A 17,988-nucleotide genomic window follows, 5' to 3' on the forward strand; every position below is an offset into this window, starting at 1 on the left:
TCTAGGCTCTAGTATACTCCCGGGGTCCACAAAAAAGCAAGATTATTTTCCCATATACGAAGTATTTGTAAGTGTTTACAGGATTATACGGATATTTTATAATATTTAGCAAAAAAGACAAATGGGGGATTGTAATATATATCATAATTATGTATAATAACCTAGGAATGTAAATACTTACAATTACGGAGGGGATGCTTTTGAATATATACGATGTTTCCGAACATGCTCATGTTTCCATCGCTACCGTTTCCCGTGTCATTAACGGGAATCCCAATGTCAGTGACAAAACCAGAAAACGGGTTCTCGCTGTCATGGATGAACTTGGTTATACACCGAATGTGTTCGCCAGAAGTCTGGGACTCAACACTATGAAAACCATTGGAATCATGTGCGCGGATTCCTCTGATCCATGGCTTGCTGAGGCTGTCTATTATCTGGAAAAGCAATTGAGAAGCAGCGGCTATGATTCCATCTTATGCTGCAGCGGTTATCTTCCTGAAACAAAAAAGAAGTATCTGGAGCTTTTGCGTTCCAAACGTGTGGATGCCATTATTCTTGCCGGCTCCCATTATGTGGAAGCCAGGGACAGGGACAATGCCTATCTTTTAGAAGCCGCAAGGGATATTCCCATTATGCTGGTCAACGGCTGTCTGGAAGGCGGACAGATTTACAGCACGGTCTGTGACGATCAGGCTGCTGTCTATTCTGCTGCAACAAAGCTTTATAAGTCCGGCCGGTCGGCGCTGTTATATCTTTATTCCGGCACTTCCTACAGCAATTTATGTAAGCTTTCAGGATACCGTCAGGCTACCGCTTCTGCCAATCTTCCGTTAAAAGAAGAACTTATGGTTCTCTGCTCCAAAGACCCGGATCTTGCCATGGAACAGCTCAAGGAATTATCAGGTTCCGGAATTAAGTTTGATTCTGTTTTGGCAGCTGAGGATATTTTGGCTGTTGGTGCGGTAAAATATGCAAATCAGACCGGTATTTCCATCCCTGAGGAATTAAGCATTATAGGATATAATAATTCCATATTATCCAGGTGCACAACGCCGGAAATCACTTCGGTGGACAACAAGGTGGAAGCGCTCTGCACCACTACCGTCAACACTTTGATGAGGGTGCTGGAAGGAGGCAATGTGCCTGCTAAAACTTCCATTACTCCGGAGCTGATCAAACGAGGTACTACTAATTTTTAATCACATATATCTAAGGAGGACACTCTAACATGAAACAATTTATGGACAAAGACTTTTTACTGTCTACCCAGTCTGCAAAAGATCTCTATCACAATTATGCGGCAAAGATGCCAGTCGTTGACTATCACTGCCACATCAATCCCCAGGAAATTTATGAAGACCGCAAATTTGATACCATCACTCAGGTATGGCTGGGCGGCGATCATTATAAATGGCGTCAGATGCGTTCCAACGGAGTAGAAGAAAAATACATTACCGGAGATGCCACTGACAGGGAGAAATTCCAGAAATGGGCAGAGACCATGCCAAAGCTGATTGGTAACCCGCTTTATCACTGGAGCCACTTAGAGCTGCAGAGATATTTTGGCTACACCGGCTATTTAAATGGTGATACCGCAGAAGAAGTCTGGAATTTATGCAATGAAAAGCTGCATCAGGATTCCATGAGTGTCCGTAATTTAATCAGACAGTCCAATGTGACCGTAATCTGTACAACGGATGATCCTGCTGATACACTGGAATGGCACCAGAAGATCGCTGCTGATTCCTCCTTTGAGGTAAAGGTTCTTCCAGCATGGAGACCAGACAAAGCGATGAATGTTGAAAAACCTGATTTTGCCGCTTATATTACAAAGCTTTCTGCTGCAAGCAAGATGGAAATCAAGGATTTTGCTTCTTTAAAAGCCGCTTTAAAGAACCGTATGGAATTCTTTTCCAGCCAGGGCTGCTGTGTATCTGACCATGCTCTTGAGTATGTTATGTATGTACCTGCCGATGATGCAGAGCTTGATGCAATCTTCGCAAAAAGCATTTCCGGAAAAGCTGTTACAAAGGAAGAAGAACTGAAATACAAAACTGCATTTATGATCTTTGCAGCTAAGGAATACAACCGCATGGGATGGATTATGCAGCTTCATTACGGCTGTAAGAGAGATAATAATGCTCTTATGTTTGAAAAGTTAGGACCTGATACCGGATTTGACTGTATCAACAACTATGCTCCTTCTGCACAGATGGCTGATTATCTCAACGCGTTAAGCGCTACAGATGAGGTTCCGAAAACTATCATCTATTCCTTAAACCCTAATGATAACGCTTCCATCGGAACAATCCTCGGCTGCTTCCAGAGCCAGTACCCAGGAAAGATCCAGCAGGGTTCAGCATGGTGGTTTAATGATCACAAAACCGGCATGACAGAGCAGATGACTTCTCTTGCCAACTTAGGATGTCTTGGAAACTTCATTGGTATGCTTACCGATTCCAGAAGCTTCTTATCTTATACCAGACACGAATATTTCCGCAGAATTCTCTGTGAACTGGTAGGCGGCTGGGTAGATAATGGAGAATATCCGGATGACCAGAAGGCTTTAAAAGAGATTATTGAAGGAATCTCTTATAACAATGCTATGAAATATTTCGGATTCTAATACATTGGCATAAATACACGGTGCCGCAAAGAACTGCTGATTTACAGCGGCTTTGCGGCACCTTTCTTTAATAATAAGATTATTGTTTTTCGTTATTATTGAGGAATTAAATATACATTTTCCTTCCCGTTGCCATGATCCGGCTGCTTTACAATCAGAAGATTATCCCCATAAGAAAGCATAACCCGAATACTGTATGTATCATTTTCCAGATCGTAATTCTGAATCTCTATTTTCCCTGATTCTGTATCCAGCCTGTAAATTTCATTCGTATTTCTTTTATATAAATATTCATGGGGACTGTTTACGGAATCATTGGGGACATAAACAACATCCGTTTCGCATAACAGCGCCTGATTATTTCCATCTGCAAAGCTGCATAAAATGGTATTACTGGAATAATCGGTCATAGTGAAATAATTCTGAAACACAGAAAAAGAGGCTATTCCACTGGTTATTTCATACTTCTTCAGGATCTCAGTTATATCCATTTCACTTATAGATGAAAAATTCCGGTCATATTTTACTATAAAGCACTTCTTGTCCGGATCAGAATCACTGATTTCTATGGCATATAAATATGTATTGTCACTTGCAATCGAAACGATACGGCGGGGCTGACTGGCTGCAGAATGTAATTGGACCCGTTCCATTGTCTGACCGCCATCCTGCATTTCTATAAACGATTGAAATATTCCATTTTCCGAATAATCTCCCTGCAGGGATATCAGTTTACCATCTAAGACTGTTAAAGGAATCAGTTTCTGGCAATATCTGTTCTTAGATACTGCGTGCATGCGTTCTTCTGAGAAATTCACTACATACAGATCATTCTCCAATTCTGTTCCATGGTATAAACTCATGTAAAAATACAGGGCATCGTCTATAAATGCATTGCTCATCCCTTTTAGCGCAAAATTACCGACTGTTAAAATCTTCTTATTGCTGCCGTCCTGAAAATTATAAATGAAAAAGGCTGTATCTGCTTTTCCAGTCTCCATATATAGTAATCTCGTTTCATAAAGATCGATATAGGTCCTTAATGCAAAATTATCAAAAGCCACGTGGTAAGCAGGACTTACCTTGTCAGATTCCATATGGCAGCCTGACAGGGTTATGAGGCAAATTATGATTACAGAAGCGATAACGCCTTTCATTTTTTGATATATCCCATTCGTCTCTGACATAATCTGAAATTAATACATAAATCCTATATTTACTTTACTATATGCCTTATAAAGCGTTGTTGCAGATTTGGTATATGTCCAGGACTCACCGTACAGTCCGGAACCTGAATAACCAATCCAGGGATCTCCCAGTGCAAATGCAGATTTGTCACTTTTCGCTCCGTATACAGACATGAAATGCCCGTTTGTGGAATAAAGCCAGCCGTCATTGGTTGAAAATGTTAATCCTATGATGGGAACTGCTTTGCCAGTTGCTACTGTACTATATAATAATCTGGTCATTTCAGACTTTGATTCATTATATTTACCCACATATCGGTTCCGCCCCTGCTGTCTGTTTATATATGTAACCATATCAGCAATATAAGAACCATTAACCGTAGTTCTGCAGCCTTTCGCAATATCCGATTGATTCCGGTTGACACCAAGATAGTTTAATGCTGCCTGAACCGATGCAGGCCCGCAATTATAGCTTGTTACCTGGCTGTATACAGTAAACCCGTTTAAATATTTCCAGGACGACGCTGACTGGCGTAAGAGACTCTCACTCAGCATATCAGGTTCTTTAACACCGGATTTATCCTGAGGTCTTGCTAAACGTGCACCTTTTGGAGCATTCATTGAATCCTGACTTAAGGGTCTGGTTTCACCGGTGACTGACACGGTTTTCGCTTCCATAAATTCTTTCCCTGAATTTCCCTGACCTGCAAAGGAACTGTAATGGGCTGACAAAACCATGGTTACTGTGAGAAACATAACTGCTAACTTTTTCATATTGGTTACCCTCCATTTTCATTTGTTGGTTCTTCCAGACTAATGTACTACAAAATTCTGCAAAAAAACGCGCTGTTGTTGAATATGGCAGTCTGGATGTAATGAAATGCAGTCAGACATAAAAAAAGCTGCCGCTTAAGCAGGTTATCTGCTTTTGCAACAGCTTTTCTCTTATATAATTACTTTAACCGGGCACTTAGCCGCGCATTTACCACAATTGGTGCATTTCTCGTAATCAATCACTGCAACGTTATTATCCATATGGATTGCATCAAATTCACACTGCTTAATACACATGGTACAACCGATACAGCCAGTTTCACATTTCGCCTTAACATCTTTTCCCTTGTCATGGGAGTTGCACTGAACTAAATGCTCTGCCTTATACGGAACCAGATCAATCAAATTGTTAGGACAGGAAGCCACACATTTCCCACAGGCAACACACTTTTCCTTATCAACCACTGCAATTCCGTCTACTACGTGAATGGCATCAAACTCACACGCTTTCACACAGGATCCATATCCCATACAGCCATAGACACATGCCTTTTCACCGGCTCCGGGAACAACTGAGATCTTCCGGCAATCATCAATTCCATAATAATTGTACTGAACTTTTGTCTTATCACAGGTACCCTTGCATTTAACAAAAGCAACCTTTTTATCTGCAGCACCGGCAGAGATGCCCATGATTTTGCCAATCTTTTCTGTAACGGACGCTCCGCCTACGGGACAGGCACCAACATCAGCCTGACCTGCAGCAATGGCTTTTGCCAAAGCGTCACAGCCTGCATAGCCACAGCCGCCGCAGTTGTTTCCAGGCAGTTCATTTCTGACAAGGATTTCTCTTTCGTCCACTTCAACTTTAAATTTCTCGCTGGCAATGCCGAGGAATATACCAATCAGAATACCGATAATGCCTACAACGGCTGCCGCAATTATTATTCCTGTTATCATATTCTTTCGTCTCCTCCTTTTAAATTAATCCGGAAAATCCGAAAAATGCAATTGCCATCAGGCCAGAGGTAATCAGAACAATCGGTGATCCCTTAAAGGAATGAGGAACGTCATTATATTCGATTCTTTCGCGGACACCAGCCAGCATAACGATGGCAATGGTGAAACCTATAGAAGTACCCACACCGTTTATAACACTTTCCAGAATATTATAGCTTTTCTGAACATTGGTCAGGGCTACACCCAGCACTGCACAGTTAGTTGTAATCAGCGGAAGGTATACACCCAGTGCCTCATAAAGAGCAGGGATAGATTTTTTCAAAAACATTTCTACAAACTGTACCAGTGCTGCAATTACAAGAATGAATACGATGGTCTGTAAAAATTCCAGATGAAGATTGTAAAGTACACCCTTATAAATGATACTGGTAACAAATGATGCAATGGTAATAACAAAGATAACAGCCGCGCCCATGCCGGCAGAAGTTTTCACATTTTTGGAAACTCCAAGGAACGGACAAAGGCCGAGGAACTGGCTGAGCACTACGTTGTTGACCAGTGCGGAGCCTATGGCAATAATTAATAATTCTTTCATCGATCCACTCTCCTATTCGTCTTTCTTGGAAGTTGCAGTTTTTAATTCTGCTTCTTTTCTGGCTACTTCTGCTTTCTTAGCTGCAAGCGCTTCTTCTTCCGCCTGTCTTTTTCTGGTTTCTAAAACCTCATGGTTTGACATGCAGGAAGAACCGGAGCATGACATACAGTTGCCTCCGCAGGCTAACTTAGACGGAGGAACGGAACCATTGGTCGCAGAAGGTGCTTTAAATTTATTCTGCAGTGCTGTTAAAATCGAAAGCACGAAGAATGCACCGGGAGCCAGAACGAAAGAAGCGATGTGGTAGCTCTCCGGAATGAATTTAAAACCAAATGCAGCACCGGAACCTAAGATCTCACGAACCAGACCGATACAGGTTAATGCGATGGTAAAACCAAGTCCCATACCAATTCCGTCAAAGGTGGAAACCATCACACCGTTCTTGGAAGCATAGGATTCCGCACGTCCTAAGATAATACAGTTAACAACGATCAGCGGAATATAGATTCCGAGAGCTGAATACAGACTGGGTACATAAGCCTGTAAAAGCAGCTGCACAATTGTAACAAGGGTAGCCACAATAACGATATAAGCCGGAATTCTCACACGGTCCGGAATTATCTTACGCATGGCAGAAATAATCATATTGGAAAATAACAGTACCACCGTCGTGGAAAGTCCCATACCTGCTCCGTTGATCGCAGATGTGGTAACAGCCAGCGTCGGACACATACCGAGCATCAGCACGAAGGTTGGATTCTCTTTTACGATACCGTTAAATAAACGTTCTGTACATTTGTTGTTCATCTTCCCACCTCCTACTGATTTATATAGTGATGCACATAATACAATGCTGCGTTAACTGCATTGGTTGTTGCACTTGATGTAATGGTAGCACCGCTGATGGCATTGATCTCAGCGTCACCTGCATTGCCGGATTTGGTAACTGTAAGTGACTCTGCACTCTTTCCAGTATACTGATCCTTAAATGCCGGTTCTTTTGCCTTCAGACCTAAGCCCGGTGTATCACTGATTGCAAGAAACTCAATACCGCTTATACTTCCATCCGCTTTGATTCCTACAGACAGCTCTACGGTACCGCCATAGCTGTCATCTGAATGGGAAGTGATGACATAGCCAAGCAGCGTGCCGCTTTCATCTACTGCCTGAAGCGCATTGTTTACGCCTACATTGCCAAAATTCTGTGCCGGCAGTTCCGTATTGCAGGTTTCAATCGCTGCCTTCATCTGATCGTCAGGCTTAAACTCTGCCGCTTCCGGAAATACCGCTTTGTATGCCTCATTATTGGCAGCAATTGTTGCTTTTTCAATAGGTGCTTTTGTAATCTGATAAGCGCCGCCTAAAAGGAAGCCGGAAACCAGGGTAATAACAAATAAAATCAACGCGTCTTTCATAAATCCGCCACTTTTCATCTACTTGCCCTCCTTTCCAAATGCTTTTGGAAGAGAGATCTTCTCGATCAGAGGAACCAGAATATTGCTGATGATGATCGCATAAGAAACTCCCTCTGCGGAACCTCCGAAAAGCCGGAACAGACCGGTAAGTACACCCAGAAGAATTCCAAAGTAGATCTGGCCTTTTGGGGTAACAGGGCTGGTAACATAATCAGTTGCCATAAAGAACGCACCAAAAATAATACCGCCGCCGCATAAGTGAGTCAGCACATACATCAGGTCATGCTGGCCGAATATAAAAACAAATACAGAAAATGTAATCAAATATGCAGCCGGAATCCGGATTGAAATTACTTTTCTTATGATTAAATATGCTGCACCAATTAAAAGTGCAATAACGGAAACTTCACCAATTGTACCAGGAATCCTTCCGATAAACATAGCTGTCACATCTACTGCCTTGCCTGCTTTAAACGCTGCCAGAGGAGTAGGGCTTACGACCGCGTCATTGTATGTAAACGTGGTCATGGGACCTGCAAAAGAAATCAGAAGAAAACATCTTGCTGCAAGCGCAGGGTTCATAAAGTTCTGTCCCAGTCCGCCATAAAGCTGCTTAACAACGATGATTGCAAATACACCGCCTAAAAATGCCATCCACAGAGGTAATGCCGGAGGCATGTTAAGCCCAAGAATCATTCCGGTTACAAGAGCGCTTCCATCACTGACAGTTATTGGTTTTCCCATCAGGGATTCAAATACATATTCACTTAATACACAGGATAAAATGCTGACAAGCAGAACCAGTGCAGCTTTTATTCCAAACTGATATACACCATACGCAGTTGCCGGGATCATGGCGATTGCAACATCCAGCATTAGATTTTGTGATGTTACCTGATCCCTGACATGAGGTGATGATGATACGTTTAATAATTTACTCATGTTCACCCTCCTACGCTTTCTTTCTGCTTGCAATGACTGCTTTACGCATCTCTTTAAATGCCTGGGTTAACGGCAGTTTTGCCGGACAGGCATACGCACAGCAGCCGCATTCGCAGCATTCCATACCATCTAATTTTACAAATGTATCTATGTCAGATCTGACAGCCGCCTGCATCATCATCTGGGGAATAACGCGGCTGGGGCATACATTTACACATCTGCCGCACCGGATACAGGCTGTTGGCGCATTCATTGCAACCTCATCCTTTGACATACAGGTAAGTGCAGAGGAAGTTTTGGTAACAGGGATATTCATGTTGAACAGTGCCTGGCCCATCATGGGTCCTCCGGAAATCACTTTCTCCGGTTCTGTCTTAAATCCGCCGGAAGCCTCTAAAAGTTCGGAATAATTAGTTCCTGTCCTTACATTATAATTCTGTGGATTTGCAATGGCATCTCCGGTAACTGTGATAATTCTTCTGATTAACGGGGTTGACTTTGCAACTGCATTATAGATAGAAATAACCGTATCCACGTTATCTACGATACAGCCAGCATCAGCAGGAAGCATGGATGAGTTAATCTTTCTTCCTGTAACCGCATAGATCAGGGAACGCTCTCCTCCCTGGGGATATTTTGTCTTTAATGGACAAACCGTAATTCTCGGTTCATCTTTTACAAGTTCCGTTATCAGTCTGATTGCTTCCGGTTTATTGTTTTCAATGCCGATTACGCCCTTTGCATTATCAAACAGCTGAAGAATAATATTCAGACCTTTCACAATGCTTTCCGGCTCTTCTAACATCATCCGGTAATCAGAAGTCAGATAAGGTTCACATTCCGCTGCATTTACAATGATGGTATCAATTTTTGTTTCATCCTTTGGTGTCAGCTTTACGTGTGTAGGGAATCCAGCACCGCCAAGACCAACAATTCCAGCTTCTTTTACAATATCGCGGATCTCTTCTTTTGACAGTGATTTGGGATCCCGTTCTTTTCCAAATCCTTCCATCTCCTGATATTTTCCGTCGTTTTCAACGATAATGGACATCACCATGGAGCCATTGGCAACCATTCTCGGTTCAATGGTTTTTACTGTTCCTGATACGGAACTAATGACACAGGCTGAAATAAAACCGCCTGCCTCTCCGATCTTCTGACCAACTAATACCTGATCACCTGCTGCCACCAGAGGCTTTGCAGGAGCACCGATATGCTGGGACAGCGGGAACACCATCTCGCCTTTTGGCTGCAGTACCTGCACAGGTTTATTCTCCGACAATTCCTTTCCCTCGTAAGGGTGAATGCCGCCTTTAAATGTAGCCAAACCCATTAGACTAACCCTCTTTCTCTACAATTCTTTATCTCTCCCGACAAAATCAACTTATTTTGTCACCGGAAACAGTATAGCACACTCTGCAGAGTGAAACAATGCGAAATTACATATTGTATACTGTGTTCCTAATGTAAATCTTTCCATATGTGAGAGGAATGACCGGATGAAAGTTTGAAATTATTGTTAAATTTCAAACAATTATATTTTGAAACAGTGCGCTTTGTTTTTACAAAAAAACAATCATTTCCTTTTGCATCCATTTAAAAACAAAATAATCATATTTTAGGTCTATTGTTTTTATTTTTATACAGTTTGCATTGTGAAATTTTTGTTTAATTTTATTCTTTGTTAGAAAATTAACTTTCTTATTCATAAATAATTTTCATTAATAAACCCATTTATTTATTAAAAAAAATAATAATAAAACAGGAGCATCCTGCATGCCAGTAATGGGAATTTCTCCCCGTTACAAGCTTTGCCCAATGCTCCCAGACTGATACCAGCGGGTAAATAATGGATCAATCCAACTCCGCTGCTCCGGTATGAAGCTGATAATATCGTCCTTTTTGTTTTACCAGATCCTCGTGATCTCCCCGTTCAATAATTTCCCCGTTTTCCAGCACCATAATGGCATCGGCGTTTCTTACCGTAGACAGGCGGTGAGCAATTACAAAAGTGGTCCGGTTGGTCATGAGACGATCCATTCCCCGCTCTATATGCTTCTCCGTTCTTGTATCCACGGAGCTTGTCGCTTCGTCAAGAATTAAAATGGGTGCTTTGGAAATAGCCGCTCTGGCTATGTTAATAAGCTGTCTCTGGCCCTGGCTTAGGTTTGCCCCATCTCCTTCCAGAACTGTCTGAAACCCGTCGTGCAGTCTCATGATAAATGAGTAGGCAGAAGCAGTTTTAGCCGCCTCAATCACTTCCTCATCCGTGGCATCCAGTCTGCCGTAGCGAATATTTTCCATTACAGTTCCTGTAAACAAATGGGTGTCCTGGAGCACCATGGCGATGTTTTTCCGGAGATTTTCCCTTTTGATATCGTGTATGTTTACACCGTCAATGATTATTTCCCCACCCTGTATATCATAAAAGCGGTTGAGCAAATTGGTGATAGTTGTTTTACCGGCTCCGGTTGAGCCTACAAAAGCAATCTTCTGTCCTGGCTTTGCATAGAGACTGATATCGTTTAAAATCACCTTTTCCGGATTATAACCAAATGTCACGTTCTTTAATTCCACAAACCCATTCATAGGCTCCAATTCTATTGCATCTTCCCCGTCTGCAGGCTCGGGAACCTCATCCATAATTGCAAATACCCGCTCTGCTCCGGCAAGCGCGGAGAAAACGTTGCTGATCTGCATGGAGATCTCATTGATCGGCCGGCTGAATTGTCTGGAAAAGTTTAAAAATACAGTGAGTCCGCCTACGTCAAATCCTTTTAATACACACAAAAGAGCGCCGATACAGGCAGTTAATATATAATTCAACTGACTTAAGTTAAACATAACAGGCATCATGACACCGCCAAAAAACTGGGCATGTATCATGTTATTTTTTAAATCCTCGTTGAGAATACCAAATTCCTCTTCTGCATCCTGTTCATGACAGAATACTTTTACTACCTTCTGCCCGCTGATGGTTTCTTCAATATATCCGTTGACAGCTCCCAGAGAACTCTGCTGGGCAGAAAAGTATTTCTGGCTTCTTGAAGCAATCATTCCGGCCGCCTTCATCATAACCGGTATCAGCGCCAACGTCACCAAAGTCAGCCAGATATTGGTATAGATCATAAGTGCAAGTGTTCCAACAATGCTCAGTGCTCCTGAAAAAAGCTGGATCAGGGTATTGCTCAGCATCTGACCGATGGTATCTACGTCATTGCTGAAGCGGCTCATTAAATCTCCGGTATTGTTGGTGTCATAAAAACGAATCGGGAGAGTCTGCATCTTTTTAAACAGTTCATCTCTTATCTTCTGAAGCGCATTCTGAGCCACTGTAACCATAATCCTGGACTGGATATAATTAGCCAGTACTCCCACCACAAAAACTCCTGCCATAGCGGCTAGCCCTTTTGCAAGACCTGCCACATCTCCCCTGCTCCCGTCTAACGGAGCAATAAACTGGTTGATAATGGGGCGAAGCATATAAGCACCACCTAAATTAGACAGCGTGCCTATGATTACACAGACAAGTGCAATTGCCATTTGTGATCTGTATTCCTTTAAATAAGCCAGTAAACGTCTGGCGGTAAGGCTGGCATTCTTTGGAGTGCCTTTTTTCATGGCTCTTCCATGCCTCCCTCCGCCCATTCCACCACCGCTTTTAAGCGTCTTTGCAGACCGGCCGTATCGCCGCTTCAGGCTTTCTATCTTCTTTTGTTCTTCCATCAGGCACCGGCCTCCTTTTTCCGTTCTTTCTGTGAATAATAAATCTCCTGATAGGCTTCGCAGGTTTCCATCAGTTCCTCATGGGTTCCCATACCTGCAATTTTTCCTTCATCCAGAACAATTATTTTATCCGCATATTCCACAGAACCGATTCTCTGGGCAATGATAAACTTTGTTGTATCTTTCAGTGTCGTTGCAAAGCTCTGTCTGATCTTTGCTTCCGTCGCTGTATCAACTGCAGAAGTACTGTCATCAAGAATCAGTATTTTAGGTTTTTTTAACAGAGTCCTTGCGATACACAGCCTTTGCTTCTGACCACCGGAAACGTTAGATCCTCCCTGTCCCAGATCCGTATCATACCCATCTTTAAAGCTGGATACGAATCCATGCGCCTGGGCGCTTTGGGACATGAGAATTATTTCATCCATATCCGCGTTTTCATTTCCCCACCTGAGATTCTCCTCAATCGTTCCGGAAAAGAGAACATTTTTCTGAAGCACCATTCCCACGCTTTCTCTTAAATTTTTCAGCAAATAGTCTTTTACATTGATTCCGTCTACCAGCACTTCTCCCGCATCTGCATCGTAAAGCCGGGGAATCAGCTGTACCAGTGAGGTCTTACCGCTTCCGGTTGCACCAATAATACCGATGGTCTCTCCCGGATTTGCAGTGAAGGTTATGTGATCCAGAACCAGTTCCTCTGTCTCCTTTTCATAACCGAAACACACATTGCGAAACTCCACTTTTCCAGCAGTAACCTGTGCAGATTTTTCTGCTGCATGCTCATCGTTTAAGTCAATTTCCGTGTCTAAAACCTCTCTCACCCTCTTCAAAGAAGCCATGGCACGGGAGGCCTGTAAAAATACCATGGATAGCATCATTAAGGACATAAGAATCTGAACAATATAGATGGTAAATGCAGTCAGATCACCTACAGGCATCTTACCTGCAATAATCAGATTCCCACCATACCACACCACGGCAATAGTAGTAATATTCATCATCAGCATCATCAACGGCATGGAAGTGATCACTATCTTCAGCGCATTTAAGCTGCCTTCTTTCAGATCCCGGTTGGTCTCCTTAAACTTTTCCTCCTCATGCTTTTCCCTGACAAAGGATTTAATTACTCTGACATTGGTGAGTGCTTCCTGTACGCCGGAATTTAACCGGTCGATCTTCTTTTGCATGATCTCAAACCGTGGAAATGCGATTACAAGGATAATCCCGATCATAATAATCAGTACCGGAATAACCACAAGAAGAATGCTGACCAGTTGCCGGTTCATTATAAATGCCATGATGAGTCCTCCTATCAGTAAACCCGGAGCCCGAAACATCATACGGAGCGTCAGCATGACTACGTTTTGAATCTGCTGAATATCGTTGGTCAGTCTTGTTACAAGAGATCCTGTGCTGAAATCATCAATATTCTTAAAGGAAAATTCCTGTACCTTATGAAAAATATCCTTTCTTAAATCCGTGCTGAAGCTGATGGAGGCCTTAGCTGAATAATAAGCGGCTCCGATTCCTCCAACTACCATAATGACAGCAATTAATACCATGATCATACCCATTTTAATAATGTAGGGATCATTCTTTTCCAACACTCCGTTATTGATAATCAGCGAAGTCAGTCTCGGCAGCAGTATTTCTCCAAAAACTTCCGTAAGCATCAGAATGGGAGCCAGAATAAAGGCACCCAGATAGGGCCTTATATATTTCCAGTATCGTTTCAAGTTATTATTCCTCTCTTTCTTCCATATCCTTTTCTACAGGTATCTGTGATAGATTATTATAAATACGGTCCAGTACCTGGCCCATGTAATTGAGATCCTCATCGGAAAACCCCTGGAACATTTTGATTTCTACATTGCGGAAATATTCCCTGCTTTTGCCTACCATATCCTTCCCTTTCTGGGTCAGGCAAAGCTGATTTACCCGGTTATCCTCTTTGTCGACGATCCGTGTAATATAACCTGCTTTCTCCAGCTTCTTTACTGATACTGCTATGGTAGCAGTGGAAACAAAAAGAAGTTTTGCTATCTCCTTTTGTGATACATTGGAATGTTCCGAAAGCATCATCAGAATCTGATGCTGGCTGCGGTATACACCGGTCTGCTTTCCCTGCTCATCTAAAATGCACCGGTGCATCTTCATGATTTTCATATATTTTATCATGACATTATGCATCGGTGAGCTCATACCCATTGACTCATCCGATCCAGATCGGTACATCGATCTCATTTCATGCCTCCTTTTGTTAGCCTGCTAATAATTAGCTAATTAACTATATGGAATTATAACACCGCCTGCTCCTTCTGGCAATCCTATAATTCATGGAATTCAGGCGGTTTTTATTACATTTTTCGTTGAAACAGCTAAAAAAGTTTTAACTGCTGCTGTTCATATTCCTGGTGTCGTTTTAAGGGGATCTGCCTCTCAGCCAGCATATGCCGGAATGCTTCTTCATCCGATAACCAGTCCTTGATCTCGCTCTTTTCCAGTATCAGCGGCATCCTGTCATGAACAGGTGCAACAAACGGATTGGCTTTCGTTGTCAGAATCACAAACCGGTCTTCCTCTCCATGATTGTAGAAGCCGGCCAGAAACATGGTGGGAAAACCTTCCCGGTAAAATGCCGCTTTCTCCCTGTTTTTGCTCCATTCATAAAATCCGCTGCAGGGAATGACTGCCCTGCGGCGGAGGATGCTCTCACGAAACATGTTCTTTTCCAGCACGGTTTCCGATCTGGCGTTGAAAATCACGCCTTTCCTTTGAAAGCCCGGAAGTCCCCATCGCTGCATGGCAGGAATAACCTGACGGTCTCTCTCAACAAGAACCATGGCCTGACTGGAAGGATAGACGTCCCCCGTAAGACTCTCTCTTTTTATTTTACTGTCTATTTCCCTTACCAGCTTTTCAATCTCCCTTGCTGTCTCATCGTCCACATAATACCTTCCGCACACGCTGTTCTCCCTTTCTTATTCTTTATTTGGTAATATCATAACCCATTTACAGGCTTCCATGTAAAATACCAGCTTAAATTCATGGCGGATTCCACCAATTACTGCTTCACACGCATATTCCTTTGACGGGATTCCGGAATAATTTTTATTCTCACTGTGCCGTACCGTAATATCCCTTACAGTCTGGATCTGCCCGTCATCCCCTTCAAACTTAAAGCTTAATGGTCTTAAGCTGCAGCTGGCTGTAAACCATGCCTTACAGGCTATATGATACATTTTACCTTTTAATTCTCCGCTGTCAACCGCCTCTGCGTTCATTCCGATTCCAAACGTGGACATCCTTTTCACTTCCTGTTTTTATAAAATAGTTTGTTTGCTGTAATCCACAGTCCTTTTTTCCCTGCTGATTCCTCCGCCCATATGATCCAGGCACCGGGCGGCTCCACTGTCGGGAGTTTTCAGAAAGGAAGCCCTTATAATCGAATCATTGCCAAACCGCTTTCTGATCTGATCCACGGTCCGGTCAAACCGCTCCAGTTTCTCATAGTCTGCAGTATCAAACAGCCCCAGCTGCCTTTCCTTTCCCTCCGTTATATGACTGGTATGGATTCCAAGGTGGCGGACCGGCAGTTCATCCCATGCTTCATCAAACACCCGGCAGGCTGTCTGAAAAATCTCTTCTGTGATATTGGTAGGAGCAGAAAGAATGGTCTGATGGCTGTAATAGTGAAAATCCCAGTCCTTAATCCCTACCGATAAGACTCCTGCCCGGACATGATCCGATCTGAGCCTTGCAGCCAGAGTCTCTGCGAGGGACAAAAGCACCAGATGGGCATGCTCTCTGTCAGTTACATCAAAAGCAATGGTGGTACTGTTGCCGTATCCTTTATTCGGCGGCGGCACAGGCTCTACTGCGGAAAAGTCCAGTCCATGGGCAAATCCCCATATCACCTCTCCCATCTTGCCAAGATGGCTCTTTATCAGGCCCGGATCCGTTCCTGCCAGATCTCCGATGGTCTTTATCCCCAGCTGGCCCAGCTTACGAAACGTAGCCCTTCCTACAAAAAACAGTTCACTAACTGGCAAAGGCCAGAGCTTCTCCCTGATCTCCCAGGTCCACAGCGTATGAACCCGGTCCGGCTTCTTAAAATCCGATGCCATCTTGGCTAAAACCTTATTATCCGCAACACCGATATTAACGGTAAATCCCAGCTCCTCTCTGATTCTTTTCCCGATTTCCAGGGCTGCCTCCCCGGGCTCCCCGAAAAGTGCCTCCATTCCGGTCATATCCATATATGCCTCATCAATGGAATACTGTTCGACCGCAGGAGAATAATCCTTCAGAATGCGGATAAAACTTTGCGACGACCTCTGGTACAAATTATAATTAGGCGGAACCAGCAAAAGCCCGGGGCATTTTTGTAATGCTTCCGTTACAGACTGTCCTGTGTGGATGCCGTACTTCTTCGCCGGGATGCTCTTTGCCAGGATGATTCCGTGGCGCATGGTTACATCTCCCCCCACTGCGGAGGGCACCTTCCTTAAATCCAGATTTCCGGAAAGATGCTTCAGCCGGTAGACAGCTTCCCAGCTTAAAAACGCCGAATTTACATCAACATGAAAAATAACCCGTTTCATACACTCACCTCTGAGTATATGATAACCGAATGTATGTTCGATTAATAGTGGAAATAAAAGGATGTATTTTTATTGGAATACATCCTTTTATTTCTCATTTAAAATACGCTTCGCCTCTGCTTCCGTAATGACTTCATAACAGTCAAATTCCGGGGCATCCGGATAAAAATATCCCAGAGACAGCCCTCGCCTGACCCATTCTCCGTCTTCGTAGCCAAAGAACTGCCTGCCTTCCTGTTTAATCACAGTATCCCTGTTTTCATAATCGGTTAATTTAAGAAACCTGATCTCATCCATGATCGTTCACCTTCTCTATGCCCTTCGGAATCTCCATAGAATCAGAAAGTTCAAACATCTGATCACCCAGTTCTATGTATTCCCTGCTGCTCACATCCCTCATCAGTCTCTGTTTCTTATACAGTTCATGAATCTTCCCGCTCTTTACCGCAAAGCTCTCCGGTGTATGATACTGGAGTTCAAATGCCTGACCCTGGGGCGACAGCAGTATGGTATTGATTCCATTATAGGGATTTTGACTGTCAAGCCAGTAATTCTTAATTTCAACCGTATTATAACCCGAATCTCTATAGATCTCAATCATTTTTATTACTTTTTCCGAAAGCTGTTCCGGGGGGACCGTATACGTATACCTCAATATATCTTTAATTTCACACGCCCGTCCTGTCTGGCTGTATTTCCGGTAGAATTTTTTGAAATAAGAGTTCATGGACTTGATGCGGCAGTTCGTACCGGCCATGTCCACACCAGCCTGTTTTGCCACACTTTTTACCTTCCCTGTAATGAAAGGCTCCCGTTTCAGCGCCTGTTTATACCAGATTATCCCTTTTATCCACGCTGCTAATACGCTTTTTTCTCTCCGGACTGCTTTAAAGCAGCAATATGGTTCCCTCACCGGCAGACAATCCCGGCAGTACTTTCCCCTTTGCATGGTTCTGAATTTCCTTTAACTTTTTTATAGTACCATTCAGAATATGCTGGCTGCCCTTAAATTGTGTCTGTTTTTTGTTTATTGGATGTGAAAAGCGGAAGCCCGGTTATCTGGACTTCCGCTCCCCGTTTCAATTATTTCAGTAAGATCCGAAAAAGCAGTTTAACGTTCACACCTTTTATTCTATACGCTTAGGTATCTAAG

Annotated in this window: 18 protein-coding genes; 2 read left to right on the plus strand and 16 right to left on the minus strand. The window is 43.1% G+C overall.

All coding sequences use genetic code 11. The features are described from left to right. Positions 1-200: 200 nt before the first annotated feature. Both CRO04_RS22005 and uxaC read left to right on the plus strand, forming a co-directional pair. Positions 201-1,202, plus strand: coding sequence for a LacI family DNA-binding transcriptional regulator (locus CRO04_RS22005; RefSeq protein WP_097006400.1), 1,002 nt, complete (start codon positions 201-203; stop codon positions 1,200-1,202). 29 nt (positions 1,203-1,231) lie between these two features. Beyond that, positions 1,232-2,629, plus strand: a complete 1,398-nt coding sequence (gene uxaC, locus CRO04_RS22010) for a glucuronate isomerase (RefSeq protein WP_097006401.1) — start codon at positions 1,232-1,234, stop codon at positions 2,627-2,629. A gap of 95 nt (positions 2,630-2,724) precedes the next feature. Here uxaC and CRO04_RS22015 read toward each other — a convergent pair whose 3' ends face one another. The 16 genes from CRO04_RS22015 to CRO04_RS22090 form a co-directional block, all read right to left on the minus strand. Then, complete coding sequence (locus CRO04_RS22015) at positions 2,725-3,726, minus strand: hypothetical protein (RefSeq protein ID WP_166432643.1); 1,002 nt, start codon at positions 3,724-3,726, stop codon at positions 2,725-2,727. Positions 3,727-3,825: 99 nt separating this feature from the next. After that, positions 3,826-4,590, minus strand: a complete 765-nt coding sequence (locus CRO04_RS22020; RefSeq protein WP_097006403.1) for a C39 family peptidase — start codon at positions 4,588-4,590, stop codon at positions 3,826-3,828. A 171-nt stretch (positions 4,591-4,761) separates the two neighbouring features. Continuing rightward, positions 4,762-5,550 carry an RnfABCDGE type electron transport complex subunit B gene (locus tag CRO04_RS22025; protein WP_097006404.1) on the minus strand — a complete coding sequence of 263 codons (789 nt, stop codon included), beginning with the start codon at positions 5,548-5,550 and terminating at the stop codon, positions 4,762-4,764. A gap of 19 nt (positions 5,551-5,569) precedes the next feature. Beyond that, positions 5,570-6,145: an electron transport complex subunit RsxA gene (gene rsxA, locus CRO04_RS22030; protein WP_097006405.1), complete on the minus strand. Its 576-nt coding sequence runs from the start codon at positions 6,143-6,145 to the stop codon at positions 5,570-5,572. Between the two features lie 12 nt (positions 6,146-6,157). Beyond that, complete coding sequence (locus CRO04_RS22035) at positions 6,158-6,952, minus strand: RnfABCDGE type electron transport complex subunit E (RefSeq protein ID WP_097006406.1); 795 nt, start codon at positions 6,950-6,952, stop codon at positions 6,158-6,160. Between the two features lie 11 nt (positions 6,953-6,963). After that, entirely contained in the window at positions 6,964-7,578 is a 615-nt protein-coding gene (locus tag CRO04_RS22040; protein WP_097006407.1) for an RnfABCDGE type electron transport complex subunit G, read from the minus strand. Further along, positions 7,579-8,502: an RnfABCDGE type electron transport complex subunit D gene (locus CRO04_RS22045; protein ID WP_097006408.1), complete on the minus strand. Its 924-nt coding sequence runs from the start codon at positions 8,500-8,502 to the stop codon at positions 7,579-7,581. Between the two features lie 10 nt (positions 8,503-8,512). Further along, positions 8,513-9,835, minus strand: coding sequence for an electron transport complex subunit RsxC (rsxC, locus tag CRO04_RS22050; protein WP_097006409.1), 1,323 nt, complete (start codon positions 9,833-9,835; stop codon positions 8,513-8,515). 521 nt (positions 9,836-10,356) lie between these two features. Beyond that, positions 10,357-12,228 carry an ABC transporter ATP-binding protein gene (locus CRO04_RS22055; RefSeq protein ID WP_097006410.1) on the minus strand — a complete coding sequence of 624 codons (1,872 nt, stop codon included), beginning with the start codon at positions 12,226-12,228 and terminating at the stop codon, positions 10,357-10,359. Then, on the minus strand, positions 12,228-13,967 hold the full coding sequence (locus CRO04_RS22060) for an ABC transporter ATP-binding protein (protein WP_097006411.1): 1,740 nt from the start codon (positions 13,965-13,967) through the stop codon (positions 12,228-12,230). Before CRO04_RS22060 ends, CRO04_RS22055 begins: the two co-directional genes overlap by 1 nt. A gap of 4 nt (positions 13,968-13,971) precedes the next feature. Then, positions 13,972-14,475 carry a MarR family winged helix-turn-helix transcriptional regulator gene (locus CRO04_RS22065; RefSeq protein WP_242974597.1) on the minus strand — a complete coding sequence of 168 codons (504 nt, stop codon included), beginning with the start codon at positions 14,473-14,475 and terminating at the stop codon, positions 13,972-13,974. Positions 14,476-14,609: 134 nt separating this feature from the next. Beyond that, entirely contained in the window at positions 14,610-15,197 is a 588-nt protein-coding gene (locus tag CRO04_RS22070; protein WP_097006412.1) for an SOS response-associated peptidase, read from the minus strand. Positions 15,198-15,212: 15 nt separating this feature from the next. Continuing rightward, positions 15,213-15,536: a hypothetical protein gene (locus CRO04_RS22075; protein WP_097006413.1), complete on the minus strand. Its 324-nt coding sequence runs from the start codon at positions 15,534-15,536 to the stop codon at positions 15,213-15,215. A gap of 18 nt (positions 15,537-15,554) precedes the next feature. Further along, entirely contained in the window at positions 15,555-16,835 is a 1,281-nt protein-coding gene (locus CRO04_RS22080; protein ID WP_097006414.1) for a DNA polymerase Y family protein, read from the minus strand. Positions 16,836-16,922: 87 nt separating this feature from the next. Continuing rightward, positions 16,923-17,132, minus strand: coding sequence for a hypothetical protein (locus CRO04_RS22085; protein WP_097006415.1), 210 nt, complete (start codon positions 17,130-17,132; stop codon positions 16,923-16,925). Next, complete coding sequence (locus tag CRO04_RS22090; protein WP_097006416.1) at positions 17,125-17,784, minus strand: hypothetical protein; 660 nt, start codon at positions 17,782-17,784, stop codon at positions 17,125-17,127. The genes CRO04_RS22085 and CRO04_RS22090 overlap by 8 nt, the downstream gene beginning before the upstream one ends. Between the last annotated feature and the right edge of the window lie 204 nt (positions 17,785-17,988).

The organism is Lacrimispora amygdalina (assembly GCF_900205965.1).
Classification (GTDB): domain Bacteria; phylum Bacillota; class Clostridia; order Lachnospirales; family Lachnospiraceae; genus Lacrimispora; species Lacrimispora amygdalina_A.

Bases quoted from the DNA above. Each gene is read 5' to 3' on its own strand.
- CRO04_RS22090 (WP_097006416.1), bottom strand. From the start codon at position 17,784: ATGCAAAGGGGAAAGTACTGCCGGGATTGTCTGCCGGTGAGGGAACCA.
- CRO04_RS22035 (WP_097006406.1), bottom strand. From the start codon at position 6,952: ATGAACAACAAATGTACAGAACGTTTATTTAACGGTATCGTAAAAGAG.
- CRO04_RS22020 (WP_097006403.1), bottom strand. From the start codon at position 4,590: ATGAAAAAGTTAGCAGTTATGTTTCTCACAGTAACCATGGTTTTGTCA.
- CRO04_RS22045 (WP_097006408.1), bottom strand. From the start codon at position 8,502: ATGAGTAAATTATTAAACGTATCATCATCACCTCATGTCAGGGATCAG.
- CRO04_RS22025 (WP_097006404.1), bottom strand. From the start codon at position 5,550: ATGATAACAGGAATAATAATTGCGGCAGCCGTTGTAGGCATTATCGGT.
- CRO04_RS22075 (WP_097006413.1), bottom strand. From the start codon at position 15,536: ATGTCCACGTTTGGAATCGGAATGAACGCAGAGGCGGTTGACAGCGGA.
- rsxC (WP_097006409.1), bottom strand. From the start codon at position 9,835: ATGGGTTTGGCTACATTTAAAGGCGGCATTCACCCTTACGAGGGAAAG.
- uxaC (WP_097006401.1), top strand. From the start codon at position 1,232: ATGAAACAATTTATGGACAAAGACTTTTTACTGTCTACCCAGTCTGCA.
- CRO04_RS22080 (WP_097006414.1), bottom strand. From the start codon at position 16,835: ATGAAACGGGTTATTTTTCATGTTGATGTAAATTCGGCGTTTTTAAGC.
- rsxA (WP_097006405.1), bottom strand. From the start codon at position 6,145: ATGAAAGAATTATTAATTATTGCCATAGGCTCCGCACTGGTCAACAAC.
- CRO04_RS22040 (WP_097006407.1), bottom strand. From the start codon at position 7,578: ATGAAAAGTGGCGGATTTATGAAAGACGCGTTGATTTTATTTGTTATT.
- CRO04_RS22015 (WP_166432643.1), bottom strand. From the start codon at position 3,726: ATGGAATCTGACAAGGTAAGTCCTGCTTACCACGTGGCTTTTGATAAT.
- CRO04_RS22055 (WP_097006410.1), bottom strand. From the start codon at position 12,228: ATGGAAGAACAAAAGAAGATAGAAAGCCTGAAGCGGCGATACGGCCGG.
- CRO04_RS22065 (WP_242974597.1), bottom strand. From the start codon at position 14,475: ATGAGATCGATGTACCGATCTGGATCGGATGAGTCAATGGGTATGAGC.
- CRO04_RS22085 (WP_097006415.1), bottom strand. From the start codon at position 17,132: ATGGATGAGATCAGGTTTCTTAAATTAACCGATTATGAAAACAGGGAT.